General features: G+C 73.5%; 16 protein-coding genes and 1 pseudogene. 14 read left to right on the forward strand and 3 right to left on the reverse strand.

Features of this window, described 5'->3' with window-relative positions; translation table 11 throughout:
* Nucleotides 1-130: 130 nt before the first annotated feature.
* Entirely contained in the window at nt 131-1,345 is a 1,215-nt protein-coding gene (locus tag KME75_RS29445) for an MFS transporter (protein WP_246633089.1), read from the reverse strand.
* A gap of 49 nt (nt 1,346-1,394) precedes the next feature.
* On the opposite strand from KME75_RS29445, the gene KME75_RS29450 reads away from it, so the two are divergent.
* Both KME75_RS29450 and KME75_RS29455 read left to right on the forward strand, forming a co-directional pair.
* Nucleotides 1,395-1,847 carry an alpha/beta fold hydrolase gene (locus KME75_RS29450; protein WP_219418153.1) on the forward strand — a complete coding sequence of 151 codons (453 nt, stop codon included), beginning with the start codon at nt 1,395-1,397 and terminating at the stop codon, nt 1,845-1,847.
* A gap of 61 nt (nt 1,848-1,908) precedes the next feature.
* Nucleotides 1,909-2,250, forward strand: coding sequence for an alpha/beta fold hydrolase (locus KME75_RS29455; protein ID WP_219418154.1), 342 nt, complete (start codon nt 1,909-1,911; stop codon nt 2,248-2,250).
* A gap of 53 nt (nt 2,251-2,303) precedes the next feature.
* On the opposite strand, the gene KME75_RS29460 is transcribed toward KME75_RS29455, so the two are convergent.
* The gene (locus KME75_RS29460; protein WP_219418155.1) at nt 2,304-3,110 is read right to left on the reverse strand and encodes a helix-turn-helix transcriptional regulator; all 807 of its coding nucleotides are present in this window, start codon (nt 3,108-3,110) and stop codon (nt 2,304-2,306) included.
* Between the two features lie 112 nt (nt 3,111-3,222).
* Between KME75_RS29460 and KME75_RS29465 the strand changes: the two genes are divergently transcribed.
* The 7 genes and pseudogenes from KME75_RS29465 to KME75_RS29495 all read left to right on the forward strand — a co-directional run bounded on the left by KME75_RS29465 (nt 3,223) and on the right by KME75_RS29495 (nt 11,473).
* Nucleotides 3,223-3,630 (forward strand): DUF2000 domain-containing protein, encoded by a 408-nt coding sequence (locus tag KME75_RS29465; protein ID WP_219418156.1) that lies wholly within the window; start codon nt 3,223-3,225, stop codon nt 3,628-3,630.
* 117 nt (nt 3,631-3,747) lie between these two features.
* Nucleotides 3,748-4,338: a PadR family transcriptional regulator gene (locus tag KME75_RS29470; protein WP_219418157.1), complete on the forward strand. Its 591-nt coding sequence runs from the start codon at nt 3,748-3,750 to the stop codon at nt 4,336-4,338.
* A gap of 113 nt (nt 4,339-4,451) precedes the next feature.
* Nucleotides 4,452-4,775 (forward strand): hypothetical protein, encoded by a 324-nt coding sequence (locus KME75_RS29475; RefSeq protein ID WP_219418158.1) that lies wholly within the window; start codon nt 4,452-4,454, stop codon nt 4,773-4,775.
* Entirely contained in the window at nt 4,772-5,233 is a 462-nt protein-coding gene (locus KME75_RS29480) for a nitroreductase/quinone reductase family protein (protein WP_219418159.1), read from the forward strand. The genes KME75_RS29475 and KME75_RS29480 overlap by 4 nt, the downstream gene beginning before the upstream one ends.
* A gap of 78 nt (nt 5,234-5,311) precedes the next feature.
* The gene (locus tag KME75_RS29485) at nt 5,312-7,600 is read left to right on the forward strand and encodes an ATP-binding cassette domain-containing protein (protein ID WP_246633090.1); all 2,289 of its coding nucleotides are present in this window, start codon (nt 5,312-5,314) and stop codon (nt 7,598-7,600) included.
* Nucleotides 7,601-7,617: 17 nt separating this feature from the next.
* A pseudogene (locus KME75_RS29490) lies at nt 7,618-10,361 on the forward strand (SCO1167/SCO6262 family helicase).
* Nucleotides 10,358-11,473, forward strand: a complete 1,116-nt coding sequence (locus KME75_RS29495) for an SWIM zinc finger family protein (protein WP_308283206.1) — start codon at nt 10,358-10,360, stop codon at nt 11,471-11,473. Before KME75_RS29490 ends, KME75_RS29495 begins: the two are co-directional and overlap by 4 nt.
* A gap of 30 nt (nt 11,474-11,503) precedes the next feature.
* Here KME75_RS29495 and KME75_RS29500 read toward each other — a convergent pair whose 3' ends face one another.
* Nucleotides 11,504-12,145, reverse strand: a complete 642-nt coding sequence (locus tag KME75_RS29500) for a class I SAM-dependent methyltransferase (protein WP_219418160.1) — start codon at nt 12,143-12,145, stop codon at nt 11,504-11,506.
* Nucleotides 12,146-12,440: 295 nt separating this feature from the next.
* Here KME75_RS29500 and KME75_RS29505 point away from each other — a divergent pair, with 295 nt between their 5' ends.
* From KME75_RS29505 to KME75_RS45225, 5 genes are all read left to right on the forward strand, one after another.
* A complete protein-coding gene (locus KME75_RS29505) occupies nt 12,441-13,427 on the forward strand; it encodes an ABC transporter substrate-binding protein (protein ID WP_219418161.1) in 987 nt (328 codons plus the stop codon).
* Between the two features lie 32 nt (nt 13,428-13,459).
* Nucleotides 13,460-14,431 (forward strand): carbohydrate ABC transporter permease, encoded by a 972-nt coding sequence (locus KME75_RS29510; protein ID WP_219418162.1) that lies wholly within the window; start codon nt 13,460-13,462, stop codon nt 14,429-14,431.
* Nucleotides 14,428-15,300, forward strand: a complete 873-nt coding sequence (locus KME75_RS29515) for a carbohydrate ABC transporter permease (RefSeq protein ID WP_219418163.1) — start codon at nt 14,428-14,430, stop codon at nt 15,298-15,300. Before KME75_RS29510 ends, KME75_RS29515 begins: the two co-directional genes overlap by 4 nt.
* Nucleotides 15,301-15,305: 5 nt before the next feature.
* Nucleotides 15,306-15,896, forward strand: a complete 591-nt coding sequence (locus tag KME75_RS29520) for a hypothetical protein (protein WP_219418164.1) — start codon at nt 15,306-15,308, stop codon at nt 15,894-15,896.
* A 113-nt stretch (nt 15,897-16,009) separates the two neighbouring features.
* Nucleotides 16,010-18,241, forward strand: a complete 2,232-nt coding sequence (locus KME75_RS45225) for a rhamnogalacturonan lyase (RefSeq protein WP_219418165.1) — start codon at nt 16,010-16,012, stop codon at nt 18,239-18,241.
* The last annotated feature ends 99 nt before the right edge of the window (nt 18,242-18,340 follow it).

Below are 18,340 nucleotides of genomic sequence, written 5' to 3' on the forward strand. Positions count from 1 at the left end.
GCCACCGCGCGGTCGCCACCCGCTACGACAAGCGCGACTACATGTTCCGCGGAACCATCGACGTCGCCTCGATCAGGATCTGGCTCCGCGACCCCGTCCCATGATCCAAGGGACACGCTCTAGTGCCGCACTAGTTTCCGGCGTGAGCCGGCAGGCGCAGGGCGGGAGCGAGGAGGTACACCACCACGACGAGGGCACCCACCAGAGCCACGGCCCACCGCAGGCCGAGCACCCCGGCCAGGGCCCCCACGAGCACCGGGCACACGAGGAAGCCCAGATAGCCGCAGGTGGCCACGGCGGCGATCGCGCGGCCCGGCGCGGTCGGTTCCTGCCGTCCGGCGCTGCTCCAGGCCAGCGGCACGATCGCGGCCACCCCGAGGCCGATCACGGCGAAGCCGAGCACACCCAGCGGTGGCGCCGGCACGGCGGTGACGAGCACGAACCCGGCGCACGTGGTCAGCGCGGCGATCCGCAGCGCGGTCACCGGGCCGATCCGGGCCGTCACGGAATCGGCCACCAGCCGCACGGCGATCATCGTGAGGGAGAACGCGAAGTAGCCCAGCGATGCGACCGCCGGCGTGGAGCCGCCCACCGCCGCGAGATGCAGGGCGCTCCAGTCGTTCACCGTGCCCTCGGCCAGGAACCCGCAGAACGCGATCAGCCCGAGCGGCAGCAGCGCGCGGGAGGGCAGCGCGAACGCGACCTCGCCCTGCCCCGGATCGGGTCCCGGCAGGAACCGGGTCGCCACGGCCCACAGGGCGACCGTGAGCAGCGCTGCGGCCGCGGCGGTGAAGTGCACCGACGTCGGCACGGGGGCCGCCAGCGCGGCCACGCCCGAGCCGAGCAGCCCGCCGACGTTCCAGTACGCGTGGAAGCTCGCGAAGATCGGCCGTCCGTACGTCGCCTCGACGCGGGCGGCGTGCGCGTTCATCGCGACGTCGAGCACGCTGTTGCCGACCCCGAGCACCGCGAGCGCCGCCACGAACAGCGCCAACCCGGGCGCGAACGCGACCAGCACCAGCCCCGCGCACAGCACGAATGCTCCGGCGGCGGCACCGGCCCGGCTCCCGATCACCGTGATCAGCGGGCCGGCGCCGAGCAATGCCACCACCGACCCCGCAGCCAGCCCGAACAGACCGACCGCGAGCTCGGCGTCGGTGAGGGCCAACCGCTCCTGCACCGCGGGCACCCGGGCCGCCCAGCTCGCGAACGCCGCACCGCACACCGCGAAGACGACCGAGACACCGAGGCGCGCCCGCCGCGCGTCGTGGCCCGCGGGATGGGCCGGCTTCCGAAGGCTCACCCGTTCCCCCGGCGCGGCGCCGTCCGGCCGGTCCGGAGCCACGCTCCACCATCGATCATCACGATGTCCGACGCTAGCGCTACCGTGCTGCGTGCCCGACGAGCTGATGGTCGACCTGGCGGACGTCGAGCTGTTCGTGCGCCGGCACGGCGACCCCGCCGCACCGGTCCTGCTCGTGATGCACGGTGGCCCGGGCTGGGACCACTCCTACCTGCTGCCCGCACTCGACGACCTCGCCGATGTGCGCCAGGTGGTCCTGTTCGACCTCCGGGGCTGTGGCCGCAGCAGCCGCGACCTCCCGACCGACGCCTACCAGCCCGACCTGTGCGTGCGGGACGCGGCGGCGCTCCTGGGCGAACTCGGCAGGGATCGCGTCGACGTGCTCGGGTTCTCCTACGGCGGCCAGCTCGCCATGATGTTCGCCGAGCGCCACCCCGAGCTGCTCGACCGGCTCGTCCTCGCCTCGACGACCGCATACCCGGACATCGCCGCCGACCTCGCCGGTCACCCCGAGCACCCGCCGCTCCCCTGCCGTCGCCGCTGACGTCGCTGCGATCCTCGAAGACGCGACGACCGACGACGCCGAGAAGACCCGCCGCATGGCGATGGCCACTGGACCCATGAACCTGTGGGACCTCGGGCTCCTCGACGCGTGGCGCACCGTCCTCTCGCGGGTGCGGTTCTCCGGCGAGTGGAACCCGGGTTGGCGCGCGGGGACACTCCGCTCGCCCCGCCCGGCGGATCCCGAGGCGGTACTGCGCGGGCGCCGCCGCCGCACGCTGATCCTGCACGGTGCCGAGGACCTGGTGTTCCCCGTGGAGGTGGCGCACCGGCTGCACGCCGCCGTACCGCACAGCGAACTGGCACTCGTCGCGGACGCCGGACACGCCGCACACGTCGAACGCCGGTCCGAATGGGTCGGGCGACTCCGGCGGTTCCTGCGGTGACCGAGGGCGGCGGGCCCGGCGCGCTCGGCGAACTCGGCCCGTACGTGGTGCAGCTACCGGCTGCGGTGCCGTGAGCCGGCGTCGCCCCGGTGTGCGTACCGCGCCGGGGTCGTCCCGACCAGGCGGGTGAAGTGCCGGTGCAGGTGGGCCTGGTCGTGGAATCCGGCGGCCACCGCGACCGAGGCCACCGGCTCGCCGTCGAGGAGCCTGCGCCGCGCCGCCTCCACCCGGCGGCCGATCAGGTAACGGTGCGGCGGCAGCCCGAACTCCCGGCCGAACGCGCGGACCAGGTGGGCGGGGTGCGCATGCAGCAGCGCACCCGCCTCCTGGAGCGTGAGGCCCGGCACCGTGCGGGCGTCGAGGAGGTCGCGCAGATCGCCCGCGAGCCGGGCAGGCGGCGCGCCCGGCGCGGCCCCCGGGCGCAGGTGCTGCCGGATCCGCTCCCCGATCAGCGCGAGCCTGCTCTCGGCCTCCAGCCCCGCACCGGGTGCCGCGAGCGTGCGGTGCAACTGGTCCACACGGGTGCGCAGCAGCGCGTCGGGCAGCGTGGGGGCGGCGACCGCGGCCCCCGTCAGGTTCGTGTCCAGCACCGCCGTGTCGAGGTAGAGCACCCGCTTGCGGAAGCCGTGGTGGGTGGCCGCCCGTCCGGTGTGCGCCACATGGGGCGGCAGCAGCGTGACGCCCGGGCGCAGGGCGCCGTGCTCATGGCGGTCGAGGTCGTAGCGGACGGCGCCCTCGTCGACCACCAGCAGCGTCCACGTCCCGTGGGCGTGCACCGGGTAGGCGTGGTCGGTGAACCGGGCGTGGAAGACCTCGACGATCCCGGGCACCGCGGGCGCCCAGGCGCGCACATCGGGCACGAGCCGAACGTACCGGACCGGGATCAGCTGGTCTCCCGACGCGGGGCTGCCGGGGCCGCGCGGGTGAAGAACGTACAAGACCCGCGGACGGCGCCGCGGGCACGCTCGACCGGTGCGTTTCGACACCAAGATCGCCGTACTGCTCCGGGACGACCTGGAGACCTGGCAGCGACTCAACGTCACGGCGTTCCTCGCGAGCGGGATCGCCGCGAACCCCGACCTGCTCGGCGAGCCCTACGCCGACGCCGACGGCACCCGTTACCTCCCGATGTTCCGCCAGCCGGTGCTCGTGTTCGCCGGTGACGCCGACGTGCTCGCCGCGGCGCACGAGCGGGCGCTGCGCCGCGGCCTGCCGGCGGCCGTGTTCACCGCCGACCTGTTCGCCACCGGCCACGACGAGGCCAACCGCGCGGCGGTGGCCGCCGTGGCGGGCGCCGACCTGAAGCTCGTGGGCCTGGCCGTGCACGGCCCGCGCAACGCGGTGGACAAGGTGCTGCGCGGCGCGACGATGCACCCCTGAGCGCGACGACCGTGCACACCGCGCGGGGAGCGTGCACACCGCCGGAGGTGTGCACGGCGACCGGCGGGTGTGCACGGTCCCGGATCGTCCGGCCTACGCTGGCGATCCGGAGGTGACATGTCCGCAACGCGGCTGCTCGTGCTCGGGATCGTCCGCGGCTACGGCCGGGCGCACGGCTACCGCGTCGGCAATGACCTGCTGTCCTGGGGCGCCGACGAGTGGGCCAACGTGAAGTGGGGCTCGATCTACCACGCGCTGCGCTCGCTCACCCAGGGCGGGTTCCTGCTCGACCACGACGACGTCGCCGGTCGCACCGACTACGAGCTCACCGAGCGCGGGGAGGCGGAGTTCCTGCGCCTGCTGCGGGACGCGGTGCGCCGCCCGCAGCCGCGGCCCGACTTCCTGGGCGCGGCGCTGGCAATGCTGCCGTCCTTGCGCCGCGACGAGGCGATCCGGCTGCTGCGCGAGCGGCTGGCCGCGCTGGAGGCCGCCCGCGACAAGGCGCGAGCGCAGGTCGATGCGCTGGTCGACCCGCCGCACGTCCGCGAGCTGTTCGGGCTCTGGGAGCACAACGCCGCCGGCGGCGCCGAGTGGACGCGGGGGCTGATCGAGCGGCTGGAGGCCGGCGCGTATCCGATGGCCGGCGAGCCGGGGTCGCCCGGCAAGCCGGGCAGTTGGCCGGACCTGCAGTTCCCACCCCGCGAGTGACCGCGGATCCCGCCGTGTAACGCCTGCGCGGTTCCGGACGATTCAAGTTTGCATAGCCCGTCCCCGTCGGGCACAGTCGCCGGGTCGGGATTCAAATTTGAGCATGGAGGGCCATGACTGCGGCCGTCGTCGCCGAGGCACTACGCAAGCGCTACCCGGGATCCGGCGGGGGCGTCACCGCCGTGCAGACGTTCGAGTTCCCGTTCGCCTTCCTCTCCGGGGTCTTCATCGCGCCGGCCACCATGCCCGCGGCAGTGTCGACGCTCGCCGAGTGGAACCCGCTCTCGGCCACCCGCGACCTGTTCGGCAACCCCGGCTGGGGCGGCGACTCGTGGGTCGCCCAGCACCCGCTGCTCATGGCCGTGGTCTGGTCGCTCGTGATCATCGCGGTCTTCGCGCCGCTGTCCGTCCACCGCTACCGGGAGATGAGCCGATGACCGAGAAGTCCCAGGGGAAGAAGATCGCGCCGCCGAGCTGGCTCAAGGCGCTCAACGAGGACCTGATGGAGCAGCAGCGCCTCGACACCGGGATGGCCGACCTGCCCGTGCTCACCGTGCCGGGACGCCGCACCGGTCAGCCGCGGCGCACCCCGCTCACCGTCCTCGAGCTGGACGGACAGCGGTACGTGCTCGAGGGCTTCCCGGGTGCCGACTGGGCACAGAACCTCCGCGCCGCCGGGGGCCACGCCACCCTCAGCATCGGCGCACGGCACGAGCGCGTTCGCCTCGTGGAGCTGGACGCGGAGGCGGCGCTGCCCGTGCTGCGGGCGTGGCCGGTGGAAGTGTCGGAGGGTGCGGGCATGATGCGGGACGCCGGAGTGGTCACCGCCGTCACCCCGGAGGCGTTCGAGGCCGTCGCGGGCACCTGCGGGGTGTTCCGGGTCGAGCGGGAGTGACCGGTGGAGCGGGGCGGGGGTCCGGTGTCCGGATCCCCGCCCCCGCTCCGACGTCCCGTCGACGCCACCACCATCTGCATGAGGGGGAGCCAGATGCCGCAGGAGTACATCACCGTCACCGGCGCGCGCGAGAACAACCTGCGTGACGTGTCCGTCCGCGTCCCGAAGCGGAAGATCACCGCGTTCGTCGGGGTCTCGGGCTCGGGGAAGTCCTCGCTGGTGTTCGACACGATCGCCGCGGAGGCCCAGCGCCAGCTCAACGAGACGTTCACCGCGTTCGTCCGCGGGTTCCTGCCCAAGCTGGGCCGGCCGCACGCCGACCTCGTCGAGAACCTGTCCACGGCCATCGTCGTCGACCAGAAGCGGCTCGGCGGCGGCTCGCGCTCCACGCTGGGCACCGTCACCGACATCAACCCGCTGCTGCGGCTGCTGTTCTCCCGGCGCAGCACCCCGCACGTCGGCTACGGCTTCGCGTTCTCGTTCAACGAGCCGCAGGGCATGTGCCCGGGCTGCAAGGGCATCGGTCGCAAGGTCCAGCTCGACCACCAGGCGATGTTCGACCGGTCGAAGTCGCTCAACGACGGCGCGATCCTGCACCGGGACTGGGCGGTGGACAGCTGGTACTGGCACATCTACGCGCAGTCCGGGAAGTTCGACAACGACAAGCTGCTGCGCGACTACACCGACGCCGAGTGGCACCTGCTTCTGTGGGGCGCCGACGAGAAGGTGGCGCTGAAGGGCCCGGGGCGCAAGGCCGTCAACATGGAGTTCGAGGGCGTCGAGGCCAAGTTCAACCGCCTGTTCATCCAGGCCGACGACGAGCAGACCTCCGACCGCAAGCGGCAGACCCTCGCCCGCTACACCACGTCGGTGCGCTGCCCCGACTGCGGGGGCACCCGCCTGAACGAGGCCGCGCGCACGGCCACGGTCGACGGGCACAGCCTCCCGGAGCTCACCGCGCTGGACCTCGGGTCGCTGCACGCGCTGCTGCCGTCGCTGCGCGACGACGCCGTCGCCCCGGTCGTCGACGAGGCGATCGCCCGGATCGGGGCGCTCATCGACATGGGCCTGGGCTACCTCACCCTCGACCGCGAGACCTCCACCCTGTCCGGGGGCGAGTCGCAGCGCATCAAGATGGTGCGGCATCTTGGGTCGTCACTGGTCGACGTGATGTACGTGTTCGACGAGCCGACGATCGGGCTGCACCCGCGCGACGTCGGCCGGATGAACGCGCTGCTGCACCGGTTGCGCGACAAGGGCAACACCGTGCTCGTCGTCGAGCACGACACCGACGTGATCACCGCCGCCGACCACGTGGTGGAGCTCGGGCCGCGGGCCGGAACCGCGGGCGGGCAGGTCGTCTACCAGGGCGACGTCGCCGGGCTCGCGACCTCCGGCACCCTCACCGGCGAGTTCCTGCACCGGCCGGTGACGCTGCGGGAGGAGCCGCGCACGCCCACCGGGCACCTGCGGGTGGAGAACGCCACCGCGCACAACCTCCGTGGCTTCGACGTCGACGTGCCGCTCGGCGTGCTCGTCGCGATCACCGGGGTGGCCGGCTCCGGCAAGAGCACGCTGGTGCGCGAGGTGCTGGTGCCCCAGCACCCGGGCACGATCGTCGTCGACCAGAGCGCGGTCGCCACCTCGATCCGCTCCACGCCGGCCACCTGGACAGGCGTGATGGACCTGATCCGCAAGCTCTACGCCAAGCACACCGGCGTGAAGCCCTCGCTGTTCAGCTTCAACTCCGAGGGCGCCTGCCCCACGTGCAACGGGCTCGGGGTGCTCCACTCCGACCTGGCCTACCTCGACGGGGTCCGCTCGGTGTGCACCGACTGCGACGGGCGCCGCTACACCGAGGACGTGCTGGCCCTCACCGTCGACGGGAAGTCGATCTCCGACGCGCTGGACATGACGGCGGAGCAGGCCGTCGGGTTCTTCGCCCCCAAGGACATCCGGCGGCGGCTGCAGGCCGTGGTCGACGTCGGGCTGGGCTACCTCACGCTCGGGCAGCCGCTCTCCACGCTGTCGGGTGGGGAGTGCCAGCGGCTCAAGCTCGCCGGTCGCCTGCACGAGCAGGGCAACGTCTACGTGCTCGACGAGCCCACCACGGGGCTGCACATGTCCGACTGCGGGCACCTGCTCGGGTTGCTCGACCGGCTGGTCGACGGCGGCGGCTCGGTGATCGTCGTCGAGCACAACCTCGACGTCATCGCCCACGCCGACTGGGTGATCGACCTCGGCCCCGACGGCGGCGACGCCGGCGGACGGATCGTCTTCGAGGGCCCGCCGCGCAAGCTCGTCGAGACGCCCGGCTCGTTCACCGGGGAGCACCTGGCCCGCCACGTCGGTGCGGGGGTGCTGTGACGACCACCCGTTCCACCGTGGACCTCGACGGCGTCACCTTCGTCCCGGCCGACCCGCCCCGGGACGGGCGGATCGTGGTCCGCGGTGCGGCGCTCCCCGGCTGCGGTGAGCCCGGGACGGCGACCGTTGTCGCGCCGCCGGGCGACGTCGTGCGCGAGGTCCCGGCGCGGCTCCTGCCGGTCGGCGAGGCGCTGCCGCTGCTGCTCACCGCCGACCGCGCCGCAGACCGCGCCGCAGACGCCGACGACCCGGCCCTGCGGTTCTGGGCCGCCGCCGCGCGGTTCGCGCTGCACCTGGTGGCGCGCGGGCGGCTGCTGCCCGGGGTCTCCCCCGGCGGGTGGGACGCCTGGCGGGTCGGCCCGCTGGATGCCGGCGACGCCGCCCAGCTGCGCGAGCTGGCCGCGGCGATGCCGCCCTTCGCCCGGGCCGAACCCGTACCGGGGAGCGCTCCGCCCAGCCTCCCCGCCGCTGCGCCGCTGCTGCGCGCGTTCCTGCACGCCGTCGCCGACACGATGCCGCGCTCCCTCGCGGCCGCCGCCGCGGTCGGCACGCCGCTGTTCGCGGCGGCCCACCCCCAGCCCGCGGCGCAGCTGCGCGACTGGGCCGACGAGGTCGCCGCCGGGGTCGACGCGGGTGTCCGGCTGTCCCTCCGGGTGGAGGCCGAGCCCGGCGCGTCCCGGTTCCGCGCGATCGTCCAGCTGCACGCGCTCGCCGACCCCACCCGGGTGGCCGACCTCGCCGCGGCGTGGAGCGGCACCGCGGTCGGGTTCGGCCCGAGCGCGCGGATCGATGCGCTGCTCGCGGTCCGCCGCGCCGCCCGGTTCTGGGAGCCGCTGGCACAGCTGCTCGGCCGGGCGATCCCCGACGAGCTGCACCTCGACGACGGCGACGTCACCGACCTGCTGGGCGACGCGGCCGCCCGGCTCGCCGCGGGCGGGATCGAGTGCACTGGCCGCGCGAGCTGTGCCCGTCGGTGTCCGCGCGGGCGGTCGCGGGGCGCGGGACGGGACCGTCGACGTTCGGGCCCGGCGGGGAGCCGTTCACCCTCGACTGGGAGCTCGCCCTCCACGGCGAGCCGCTTACGGCCGCGGAGATGGACGAGCTCGCCGCGAGCCATCGGCCGGTCGTGCGGCTGCGCGACGAGTGGGTGCTCGTCGACCCGGTGGCGCAGCGGCGGGCGAAGGGACGCACTCTCGGGCCGGTCTCGCCGGTCGCGGCTCTGGGCGCCGCCCTCACCGGGGAGGTCGCGCACGGACCCGACCGCGCGCCCGTCGTCGCCATCGGGTGGCTCGAGGAGCTGCGGGCGCGCCTCGCCGCGCCACCCGAGCCCCTGGAAGCGCCCGCCGGGCTCGCGGCCACGCTGCGCGACTACCAGCTGCGCGGCCTCGGCTGGCTGCACCGGATGACCACGCTCGGCCTCGGTGCCTGCCTGGCCGACGACATGGGGCTGGGCAAGACGATCACCCTGATCGCCTTGCACCTGCGGCGGACGGAGCTCGCCGCCGGGCCCACGCTGGTGGTCTGCCCGGCGTCACTGCTGGGCAACTGGGAGCGCGAGATCACCAGGTTCGCCCCCGGGGTACCGGTGCAGCGGTTCCACGGCGCCGGTCGGGCGCTGGAGACCGGCGGTGCCGACGGCGGGTTCGTGCTCACCACCTACGCCACGATGCGCCGGGACGCGTCGGTGCTCGCGGGCCACCGGTGGGGCATGGTCGTCGCCGACGAGGCCCAGCACGTCAAGAACCCGGCATCGGGCACGGCACAGGCGCTGAGCACGATCCCGTCCGCCGCGCGGGTGGCGCTGTCGGGCACACCCGTGGAGAACGACCTGCTCGAGCTGTGGGCGATCCTCGACTGGACCACCCCGGGGCTGCTCGGGTCCCAGGCGGAGTTCCGGGCCCGGTGGGCCGAGCCGGTCACGGCGGGCGACGACCCGGCCGTCGCGCAGCGGTTCGCACGGCTGATCGCGCCGTTCCTGCTGCGGCGGCGCAAATCCGACCCGGGGATCGCCCCGGAGCTGCCGCGCAAGACCGAGACCGACCGCCCGGTCGGGCTCACCCGTGAGCAGGCCGGGCTGTACGAGGCGGTGGTGACCGAGACGATGGCCCGCATCGCCCGCGCCGAGGGCATCGCCCGCCGTGGTCAGGTGCTGGCGCTGCTCACCGCGCTCAAGCAGATCTGCGACCACCCCGCGCTCTATTCGCGTGAGACCGACCCGGTGCTGCGCGGCCGGTCCGGGAAGCTCGAACTGCTCGACGAGCTGGTGGACACCATCCTCGCCGAGGACGGGGCGGCGCTGGTGTTCACCCAGTACGTCGGGATGGGCCGGCTGCTGGAACGGCACCTGCGCGAGCGCGGCGTCGGCACCCGGTTCCTGCACGGTGGCACGCCCGTTCCCACCCGGGAGGAGATGGTGGCGGAGTTCCAGGACGGCGAGGTGCCGGTGTTCCTGCTGTCGCTCAAGGCGGCGGGCACCGGGCTCAACCTCACCCGCGCCGACCACGTCGTGCACTACGACCGCTGGTGGAACCCGGCCGTGGAGGACCAGGCCACCGACCGCGCCTACCGGATCGGGCAGACCCGTCCCGTTCAGGTGCACCGGATCGTCGCCGAAGGAACGTTGGAGGACCGGATCGCCGGGATGCTGGAGTCCAAGCGCGCACTCGCCGACGCCGTGCTCGCCGGTGGCGAATCCGCGCTCACCGAGCTCACCGACGCTGAGCTGGCCGACCTGGTCGAGCTGCGCGGGAGCGGGGCGTGACCGCGGCGCGGGGCTTCCCCGCCGTCCCACCCCGCCCCGGGCGCCGTGGCCGCTCCTGGTGGGCGCGCGAGTTCATCGCCGCGATGGAGGACGCCGCGCTCGACGCAGGGCTGCTGCGCCGCGGGCGACGGTTCGCCGGAAGCGGCCGGCTCGGGCCGATCACCGTGTCGCCCGGGCGGATCGCCGCGGTCGCCGAGGACCCCGACGGGGCCTACGACGTGGTCGTCCACCTGGCCGAGCTCACCGACACCGACTGGGAGCGGTTCCTCGACCAGGTCCGCGCCGAGGCGGGCCACCTCGCCGCGCTGCTCGACCGCGAGGTGCCGCGGTCGCTGGTGCGGTCGGCCGACGCGGCGGGCGTGCCGCTGCTGCCCACGATCGGCGACCTCGAGTCCGACTGCGACTGCCCGGAGGTCGGCGACCCGTGCCAGCACGCCGCTGCCCTGTGCTACCAGGCGGCGTGGCTGCTCGATGACGACCCGTTCGTCCTGCTGCTCCTGCGCGGACGCGACGCCGACGAGCTGCTCGACGTCCTCGCGAGGCCCCCGGACGAGCCGGCCGAGCCCGCCACGGACGACGGGGACGACCCGGATCTGGACCGGGCGGTACCGGCCGCGGCCGCGTACGCGGTCCCACCCGCCGCGCTGCCCGCCGAGCCGGCCGGGCTGCCCCAGCCGGCGGCACCGGCGTTCCCGGCGGCCCAGGGGTTGCCCGACCACGCCCTCGCGCTGCTCGTCGCCGACGCCGCGGCCCGGGCGCGGGCGCTCCTCGCGGATCCCGCACCGGCGCTCGGCGCGGAGGCCGACGCCGTGCGCTGGGCGGCCACCCACCCCGCCACCGCGGGGCGCGTGGCGACGGCGACCGGTCGCGACCTCGGGCCCGCCGTCCGTGCGTGGGAGCTCGGCGGGGCCGCCGGGCTCGCGGCGCTGGAGCGCGCCGATCGGGCACCCACGGCGGAGGAGGCGACGGCGGAGGGGGCCGGCGACCTGTCCGACGCGCGGGTGCGGCGCGGCCCGGACGGGCGGTGGTACGCCTTCCGGCGCGCCGAGGGCCGGTGGTGGCCGGCCGGCCCGCCCGATCGCGACCTCGAGGCCGTCCTCGACGACGCCTGAGGCCGAGGCGGCCACGTGGGCGGGCTGCGGTCACGCCGCGGGCCGCCGCCACACCAGGGTGTACCGCCAGAACAGGCGCCGGCGCAGCCGCGCACCGGGCACCACGTCGGCGGCCGCAGCGCGGAGGTCCGCCAAGGTGGTGGTCGCGTCCTGCACCGGCATGTCCTCGTCCGCCAGCCGGCCCCGGCCGCGGCTCAGGTGCACCGCGCCGACCGCGGCGTTCGCGGGCAGCGCGAGTACCTCCACCGCGCGATCGGCGAGCGTGGTCTGGCGGTAGAGACCGACGACGGCGAGGGTGCCCCCGGGCCGGACCAGGTCCGCCAGCCGGGACAGGGCGGGGCGCAGCGGCATGTGGTGCAGGCTCGCCACCGCGGTCACGACGTCGTACGCGCCGGCCTGCAGCGGGAGGTCGTCGGCGAGGACGTCGCCGACCAGCCAGCGCACAGCCGTCGTCGGCCCGGACGCCGCCCGCGCACGTTCGATCATGACGGGGGCGGCGTCCACCGCGTCGACCCGGTCGGCCCGGGCGGCGAGCCGCCGGGCGAGCGCTCCCGCACCACACCCGACGTCGAGCGCCCGATGGCTGCGCGCGGGCAGCCGGCGCAGCAGCCACGGGTGGTAGTGCGCGTTGTGGTCCCACCACAGGGCGGCCGGCAACCGGGGCTTCCACACGCCGAGGATCGTAGGGACCGCCGCAACCACAACCGGTAAAGCGTTTCAGGGAGATCAGCCCGCACGCACCCGACACCCCCGTCACCCGGCCCCGGTGGGGAAGCATTCTTCCTTGTCAGCGCCACTGTGGGCCCACCGTTCACGCCCACTACGTGATCCACGTCGCACTCCCGACCCGGTCCATCGATGCTGAAGCGTTTCAATTGCCCCGTTGACCTGCAGCCGACCGGTCTGGCATGGTGCGGCAAGCGCTTTCCACCTACGCGGGCAGTCGCCCGACGAAGAAGGAGTGGTCATGTTCGCTCGGCGACGGAGCTGTGGTCGGACCGCCACGATCATTGCGGCACTCGGGTTGGCCCTCACCGCCACCGCGTGCGGCGGCGGGTCCGGAGGAGGTGGTGACGGCCCGGTCGAGCTGCGGTTCTCCTGGTGGGGCAACACCGACCGGGCGGCGATCACCGAGGAGGCAATCGCGCTGTTCGAGCAGCGCAATCCGGGTGTCGACGTCGTCACGTCGTTCCAGGACTACGAGCCCTACTGGCAGCGGATCGCCACGGAGACCGCGGGCGGGGGCGCGCCCGACGTGTTCCAGATGGACTACTCCTACCTCAGCGAGTACGCCGACCGCGGCGTGCTGCTCGACCTGGAGGAGTACGCGGGCGCCGTGCTCGCGGTGGACGACTTCGTCCCCGGTCTCGAACAGGCGGGCGTCGTCGACGGCACACGGGTCGCGGTCCCCTGGTCCGGCAACACGTTCGCCACGATGTACGTGCCCGCCGAGTACGAGGAGGCGGGCGTCGAGCCACCCCGGGAGGGCGACACCTGGGAGGAGTTCGACAGCAAGGTCGCGCAGTTCGACGGGGCCGCAACCGGCATGTACGGGGCGGCGGACTACACCGGCGTCTTCTACGTCTTCGAGATCCAGCTCCGCCAGAACGGCGGCGTGATGTTCACCGAGGACGGCACGCTCGGCTTCGAGCCCGCCGACCTGGAGGAGTTCTGGCGACACAGCCAGGAGCTGCGGGACGCGGGCGCGGTCGTCCCGGTGGAGAAGGCCGTCGAGGTGGCGCCGGTCAGCGCGCTGGGGTCGGGCATCGTCGCCACGGAGATGTCGTGGGACAACTTCCTGGTCCGCTACGAGGGTGAGCAGGAGCAGGACGTGGCCGGCAGCATCGAGGCCGCGTTCATCCGCATCCACGAGGAGATGAGCTACGGCCGGATCTCCGTCGAGGACGCCGTGGAGCAGTTCTTCGGCGAGGCCGACCGGCTGCTCGCGAGCTGAGCCGGCCACGCACACACCGAGGTGATGCGCCGATGACCACCGGAACCACGCGGGCCGAGCGTCCCGCCGCCGCCCCCGCCGTGGCGCCGCCGGCCGGCACCGGCCGGCGGGGCCGCGGGCGCCGCAGCGACACCACCGCCGGGTACCTCTTCCTGTCGCCCTGGCTCGTGGGCGTCATGCTGCTCACGGCCGGGCCGATGGTGGCGTCGCTGTACCTGTCGTTCACCGACTACAACCTGTTCCAGGCCCCGGAGTGGGTGGGCCTGGACAACTACGTGGCGATGTTCTCCGACGAGCGGTACCTGCAGTCGGTCGGGGTGACGCTGGTCTACGTCCTGCTGTCGACGCCGCTCAAGCTGGCCGCGGCGCTCGGGGTGGCGTTACTGCTCAACAGCACCCGGCGCGGGCAGAGCCTGTACCGCGCGGCGTTCTACGCACCGTCGCTGATCGGGGCCAGCGTCAGCATCGCCATCGTCTGGCGCGCGATGTTCTCCGAGGACGCGGTGGTCGACCGGGTGCTCAGCGCGGTCGGCATCGAGACCGGCGGGTGGATCGCCAACCCCGACTTCGCGACGCTTGTGCTGGTGTCGCTGGCCGTCTGGCAGTTCGGCGCCCCCATGGTGATCTTCCTGGCCGGGCTCAAGCAGATCCCGAAGGAGCTGACCGAGGCGGCGGTGATGGACGGGGCGGGTGTGTGGCGCCGCTTCCGCTCCATCACCCTGCCGATGCTCTCACCGGTGATCTTCTTCAACCTGATCCTGGAGATGATCGCGGCGTTCCAGGTCTTCACCTCGGCCTACGTCGTCAGCTCCGGCAGCGGCGTGGGCGGGCCGGCGGGCTCGACGTCGTTCTACACGATCTACCTGTTCCAGCGGGCGTTCAAGGACTTCGACATGGGCTACGCGTCGGCGATGGCGTGGGTGCTCGTGCTCGCGGTCGGGCTGATCACGCTCCTGCTCTTCCGCACCTCGCGGTCCTGGGTCCACTACGGAGGTGACCGGTGACCACCGTCGCTGCACCGCCCCGGCGTTCGGGCGCCGACCGCCGCCGCTCGTTGCTCTGGCACGCCTCGGCGATCCTGCTGCTGGTCGTGCTGCTGTACCCGCTGGCCTGGCTCCTGCTCGGCACGTTCAAACCGACCAACCGGATCATCGGGGACGTGAACATCTGGCCGGAGGAGTTCGTCGGCTTCGAGAACTACGCCAGCGCGCTCGAGGGGGTCGCCGGGATCCCGGTGGTCCGGTTCTTCGGCAACTCGCTGCTCCTGGCGATCGCCTCGGTCGTCGGCACGGTCGCGTCGTCGGCGCTGGCGGCTTACGCGTTCGCCCGGCTGCGGTTCCGGGGCGACAAGGTCCTCTTCGGCTTCATGATCAGCACACTGCTGCTGCCGTTCCACGTGTTGATCATCCCGCAGTACATCATCTTCCAGCGGCTCGAGCTGGTGGACACCTACGCGCCACTGCTGCTGCCCAAGTTCCTCGCCACGGAGGCGTTCTTCGTCTTCCTCATGGTCCAGTTCATCCGCGGCCTCCCCCGCGACCTCGACGAGGCGGCCACGATCGACGGGTGCGGGCACCTGCGGACGTTCTGGCACGTGATCGTGCCGCTGATGCGTCCGGCGCTGATCACGAGCGGGCTGTTCGCGTTCATCTGGTCCTGGAACGACTTCCTCGCCCCGCTGATCTACATCACCAGCCCGGACAAGTATCCGCTGCCGCTCGCGCTGCAGTTCTTCGTCGACCAGACCAGCACCTCGGACTACGGGGCACTGGTGGCGCTGTCGCTGCTGGCGCTGCTGCCGGTGGTGCTGTTCTTCCTCGCGTTCCAGCGCTACCTGGTGGAGGGCGTCGCGACCCAGGGGCTCAAGGGATGAGCTCCGTGCCCACCACACCGCGCCGGGACGCGACGGCCCCGCTCGGGCAGCGGTTCAACCTCTTCGCCGAGTGCGTGCTCGTGGGCCTGGTCGTCACGCTCGCCTGCCTGCCGCTCGTGACGTGGGTCGGCGGGGTCGCCGCGGGGTGCCGGTGGCTGCGCCGGTACCTCGACGGCGGACGCGGCGGCGTCCGGAGCTTCGCGGCGGACCTGCGCGCGGTCCTGCCCGGGACGCTCGGGATCGCGCTCGCCGGCGCGGGGGTCTTGGCGCTGGTGGCGCTCGACGTCGCGGTCGCGACCTCCGGGATCCCCGGTGGCGCCCCGCTCGCCGCGGTGCTCGGCCTGCTGGTGGTCCCGCTGCTGCTGTCCCAGCTGCGCGCCGCGGCGACCTGGGAGCTCGGTGTGCCGTGGTGGGTGCAGTGGCGCGCGGCGCTCGTGCGCACCGTCACCGACCCGGTCGGCAGCGCGCTGCTCCTGGCCGCGGTGGTCCTCGTCGTCGTCGCCGCGTGGCAGCTGCTGCCCCTGGTCGTCCCCGCCCTCGGCTGCCTGACGATGGCCGCGCTGGCCGTCGAACGCCGCGCCGCGGCGCGGGCCTGACCCTCCTCCCCTCTCCAGACGCCCGCCCCTCGGGCGACCAAGAAAGCGCTCTCCAACCCCACGAAAGGCGTGTGATGAGCTCACGGCACCCGAGACGCCGCACTCTGCTCACGATGGCGGCGTGCACCGCGCTGCTGCTCACCGGAACCGGCGGCCTCGCGACCGCCGCCCCACCGTCCCGGCCGGACCAGCGGGGCGCGAAGATCCAGCTCGAGCGGCTCGACCGCGGGCTCGTGGCCGTGTCCACCGGCGAGGGCGTGTTCCTCAGCTGGCGCCTGCTGGCCCCGGAGGTCACCGGCGCCACCGCGACCGGGATGGCGGGGCCGGACTTCCACGTCTACCGCGACGGCGAGCTCATCGCGACCGTCACCGACAGCACCAATCACCTCGACGCCGCCGGGACGGGCACCTCGACCTACCGCGTGGCCCCGGTCGTCGCCGGCGCCGAGGGGGACGCGAGCGCGGAGGTGACGCCGTGGTCGCAGGCCTTCCACGACCTGCCCCTGCAGAAGCCCGCCGACGGCGTGACCCCGGCCGGTGAGGCGTACACCTACTCGGCGAACGACATGAGCGTCGCGGACGTCGACGGGGACGGTGCCTACGAGTTCGTGGTCAAGTGGGACCCGTCGAACTCCAAGGACGTCTCGCAGGTCGGCTACACCGGCCCCGTCTACCTCGACACCTACGAGGCCGACGGCACCCTGCTGCACCGCATCGACCTGGGCGTCAACATCCGGGCCGGCGCGCACTACACCCAGTTCCTCGTGTACGACTTCGACGGCGACGGCCGCGCGGAGATGATGCTCAAGACGGCGCCGGGGACGAGGACCATCGCCGGCGGTTCCGAACAGCACATCACGATGCCCGCCGAGGACGTCGCGGCCGGGTTCTCCCACGCCGACGACTACCGGATGAGCGCCGAGGACTACTACCAGCACGTCGTCGAGATGTTCCGGACGTGGCACGAGCACCCCGAGGTGGTCGCCGGCCGCTGGCCCGCCACGCTGGAGGAGGCCTTCGGCATCGAGCCGCGGTACAGCTACCCGCTGTCCCAGGCCGACGCCGAGGCGCTGGCCGACCACTTCGTCGACGTCTACGCGCCGGGCCGCAGCGGCCGCAACGACCTGCGGGCGTTCGAGGGCTTCGTCCTGACCGGCCCGGAGTACCTCACGGTCTTCGAGGGCGCCACGGGCAAGGAGCTGCAGACGATCCCCTACCGGCCGGGCCGCCACGACGACGGCCTGATGTGGGGCGACTACGCGATGTCGCGGATCGAGCCCGGCAACCGCGTCGACCGCTTCCTGGCGGGCGTGGCCTACCTCGACGGGAAGAACCCGTCGGCGGTTTTCGCCCGCGGCTACTACACCCGCTCGACCCTCGTCGCCTACCGTTGGAACGGGAACAAGCTCAAAGAGGAGTGGTACATCGACAGCGGGTGGACGCCGATGACCAACCCGTTCAACGACAGCCCACACGGCCGCGACGGCACCGACCCGCAGTTCGGTTCGATCACCACGCAGGGCTTCCACTCGCTCAGCGCCGCCGACGTGGACGGCGACGGCCGGCACGAGATCGTCTACGGCGGCGCCACGATCGACCACGACGGGAGCCTGCTCTACAGCTCGTTCGAGGTGCTGCCGCCGGAGAGCGCCGACCCCGGGGCGAACGCCCGCCTGGGCCACGGCGACGCCATGCACGTCACCGACATCGACCCGCGGCGCCCGGGGCTGGAGATCTTCACGGTGCACGAGGGCGGCGCGTACGCCCCGTACGGCTACGCGCTGCGGGACGCCGCGACCGGCGAGGTCCTCTACGGCGCGTACACCGGCAAGGACACCGGCCGCGGGATGGTCGGCGACATCGCCCCGGACGAGCCCGGCCTCGAGACGTGGGCGGTCGGGGTGCGCACCGCGGAAGGCGGCGAGCTACCCACGCCCGTGCCCGGCACGAACCAGAGCATCCGGTGGGCCGCGGACATGACCACGCAGATCGTGAACGGCTCCGGTGACGCCACGCCCACGATCGAGGACCCGCGGCGCGGCACGCTGCTGACCGCGACCGGCACCCGCACCAACAACGGCACCAAGGGCAATCCGTCGCTGGTGGCCGACGTGCTCGGCGACTGGCGCGAGGAGCTGCTCGTGCGGACGGCGGACAGCAGCGCGGTCCGCTTCTACGTCAGCACGGAGGTGACCGACCGCAAGCTCCACACGCTCATGCACGACCCGCAGTACCGCGCCGAGGTGGCGCGGCAGAACACCGCCTACAACCAGCCGGCGTACCCGGGCTTCTCCCTCGCCTCGGACATCGACTGGTCCCGCGTCCCGGTGCCCCGCGTCCGCTGACCCGCCGGGCCGGGAACGACGCGCACGAATCGCCCGACTCACGCCGCACGAATCACCCGACTCGCGGGAGGTCCGGACGTTCCTCCCGCGAGTCGGGGC

Source organism: Pseudonocardia nigra (genome assembly GCF_019396355.1).
GTDB lineage: Bacteria > Actinomycetota > Actinomycetes > Mycobacteriales > Pseudonocardiaceae > Pseudonocardia > Pseudonocardia nigra.